General features: G+C 41.6%; 4 protein-coding genes. 3 read left to right on the forward strand and 1 reads right to left on the reverse strand.

Annotation, left to right across the window (positions count from 1 at the left end; genetic code table 11):
• Positions 1-638: formate/nitrite transporter family protein (locus V7137_RS14195; protein WP_335698688.1), on the reverse strand; the 638-nt coding region annotated here is incomplete at its 3' end.
• 234 nt (positions 639-872) lie between these two features.
• Between V7137_RS14195 and V7137_RS14200 the strand changes: the two genes are divergently transcribed.
• Genes V7137_RS14200 through V7137_RS14210 form a run of 3 tightly spaced genes read left to right on the forward strand, consistent with a single transcriptional unit; the run spans position 873 to position 2,693 of the window.
• Positions 873-1,442: a bifunctional transcriptional activator/DNA repair enzyme AdaA gene (locus V7137_RS14200; protein ID WP_335698692.1), complete on the forward strand. Its 570-nt coding sequence runs from the start codon at positions 873-875 to the stop codon at positions 1,440-1,442.
• Between the two features lie 17 nt (positions 1,443-1,459).
• Positions 1,460-2,002 carry a methylated-DNA--[protein]-cysteine S-methyltransferase gene (locus V7137_RS14205; RefSeq protein ID WP_335698689.1) on the forward strand — a complete coding sequence of 181 codons (543 nt, stop codon included), beginning with the start codon at positions 1,460-1,462 and terminating at the stop codon, positions 2,000-2,002.
• On the forward strand, positions 1,992-2,693 hold the full coding sequence (locus V7137_RS14210) for a 2OG-Fe(II) oxygenase (RefSeq protein WP_335698690.1): 702 nt from the start codon (positions 1,992-1,994) through the stop codon (positions 2,691-2,693). Before V7137_RS14205 ends, V7137_RS14210 begins: the two co-directional genes overlap by 11 nt.
• Positions 2,694-2,752 lie beyond the last annotated feature (59 nt).

The following is a 2,752-nucleotide window of genomic DNA, read 5'->3' on the forward strand; positions in this document are numbered from 1 at the left end:
GCTGGAATCACAAACATATTCGCCACCACGTGTTGAAAGCCAATCGCGACAAATGCCATCGTTGGAAACCAGATACCAGTAATTTTCCCGACCATATCATTAGCACCATAAGAAAGCCACACAGCCGAAGCAACAAGCCAATTACAGCCTATTCCCGAAATAAAGGCTTGGAGAAATGTAGCTTCTAATTTATGGTCAGCAACACTTATCGTTCTTTCCAGGAATGGTCCTGTTTCCGTAAGGCTGAGCAAATGTCCAAAAAAGTAAGCGACAAATAGTGCCCCCAGAAAGTTACTAACCGTTACAAGAAACCAATTATGAAGAACCTTCTTCGTGCTGATCTTCTGCGCGATTCGAGCTAGCGGCACAGCCATCATATTCCCTGTTAGCAGTTCTCCACCAGCGAGTAATGTGAGGACAAGTCCGATTGGAAAAACAGACGCACCAATTAAACTGCTCAACCCTTCTAAATTTCCAGTGAGCGTTGCTGTTACACGGATGAAAAGTAAATAACCTAAAGCGATGAAGGCACCTGCTTCAAAACCCAATATCAATGTCTGTAAAGGCGGGTACTTTGATTTTTTTACTCCATTTTCAATGGTAATTTCCATGATTTTTTCGGGTTTACTGTATCCCATCAGATATACTCCTTTGTCAATAAACTGAATGCTATTATGGTTTGTGAAATACTTAACATATTTATTTTATAACAAATGCTTCTAAAAACCTGTGAATATTTCTTTAACGATTATATAGCGCTTACATTCACCTTTCTAATCTTGCTTTAATATTCGTAATCACTTACTTCCCCCTTTAAATAGAGGTATACTGATTACCGAGGTGATAAGGTGAAAAGGGTAAAAACACCACACATGGTTCGTCCGGATGGTAACGGTCTGACTGAAGAAAGATGGCAGGCGATTATCAAGAATGATTCTTCTTATGATGATCAATTTTTTTATGGCGTTAAAACAACAGGTATTTTCTGTCGGCCATCCTGCAAATCCAGAGCTCCAAAAATTGAAAATGTCCAGATCTTTTTTAATACAGAACATGCACTAGCTGAGCATTTCCGTCCCTGTAAACGGTGCAAGCCGAAAGGACTGCGACTCCCAAATGAAGAATGGGTCGCACAAATTGCTGGGTACATCGACACGCATTTTCACGAACCATTAACACTCGAAAGCTTGGCAGATATTTGTCACGGCAGCCCTTATCATTTGCAACGGACCTTTAAGCTAATTAAGGGGGTAACCCCGGCTCAATATATTCAGGAGACACGAATCAATCAGGCTAAACAGCTGCTAGCTGCAACAGATAAATCAATAAATGACATTAGTATGGATGTGGGAATCTCAAATCCAGCTCATTTCGCGACGCTTTTTAAAAAAATTACAACCTATACACCTTCAGGATATCGGCAATTGTCGCGGAGGAACTAAAGAAAGGAATTTTTAAAATGGAAAATAAAAAAATTTTTTGGAAATTGTTTGTTGATGGACCTTGGGAAATGTACCTGGCAGCAACATCAAAAGGACTTTGTTATGTCGGCTCGAATCATAAGGGCTTTGAGGAATTAGTGAACTGGGTGCAGAAAAAGTTTCCTCAGCACCAATTAGAACAGGATGATCACCGATTACAGGAATATGCTGACCAATTCGCCGAATATTTTCACGGAACGCGGACGTTGTTTACCTTTCCAATCGATTATTACGGGACGCCTTTTCAACAATCAGTTTGGAACGCATTACATGAAATTCCTTACGGTTGTACACATACTTACTCGGAAATCGCGGAAATTCTGAAAAAACCTAAATCGGTCCGTGCTGTTGCCTCAGCGATTGGGGCTAATCCGATCTTAATCACGGTTCCCTGTCATCGTGTGATTGGCAAAAACGGCAAGCTCACTGGATTTCGGGGCGGATTGGAGATGAAAGAAAAGCTATTGGAATTGGAAAAAGTACCTGCCCACACGAAAGGAATGAACAAAAATGCCAAATAGGATTTCATCATTAGACTGGGAGGAGGTGCACCGCCTCCTAGATACCCAGGGCTTTGCAAAGCTTCCCCCATTATTGGAACCTGACCAATGCCAGGAAATGATCCATACATATGAGCATCCAACCAATTTTCGGAGCACCATTAATATGAAAAGATATCGATTCGGGGAAGGAGAATACAAATATTATCAATCTCCCCTCCCTTCATTACTACTACAACTTCGCATTGACTTCTACCCGGAATTGGCCAAAGCTGCCAACCGCTGGTTACAGCAACTAAAAAAAGAACCCATTTATCCACCCAGCCTATTAGAATTTCTTGAACATTGTCACGCCCAGGGGCAAACTCGTTCTACACCATTAATTCTTAAGTATGAAACCGGAGGATATAACTGTTTGCACCAAGATATATATGGTGATGTATACTTTCCTTTCCAAGTGCTATTTGTGCTAAATCAACGGGATCGAGACTATACCGGCGGTGAATCCATCCTTGTTGAGCAAAGACCTCGTGCCCAAAGCCGAGGGCATGTCATTACTCTTGATCAGGGTGAAGGACTCATTTTCCCAACGAACCATCGTCCAATTGAAGGAACCCGAGGCTATTATCGGGCGACTGTTAGGCATGGCGTCAGTACAGTGACATCTGGTACCCGTTTTGGACTAGGAATTATTTTTCATGATGCTAAATAATAGCTGCATTTGAATTAATTTTATGTGTGGAAAAGATGACTGCGGGGCCTATTCAGACA

Origin of the sequence: Neobacillus drentensis (assembly GCF_036962765.1) — a bacterium.
Lineage (GTDB): Bacteria > Bacillota > Bacilli > Bacillales > Cytobacillaceae > Neobacillus > Neobacillus drentensis_C.

Bases quoted from the DNA above. Each gene is read 5' to 3' on its own strand.
- V7137_RS14205 (WP_335698689.1), top strand. From the start codon at position 1,460: ATGGAAAATAAAAAAATTTTTTGGAAATTGTTTGTTGATGGACCTTGG.
- V7137_RS14210 (WP_335698690.1), top strand. From the start codon at position 1,992: ATGCCAAATAGGATTTCATCATTAGACTGGGAGGAGGTGCACCGCCTC.
- V7137_RS14200 (WP_335698692.1), top strand. From the start codon at position 873: ATGGTTCGTCCGGATGGTAACGGTCTGACTGAAGAAAGATGGCAGGCG.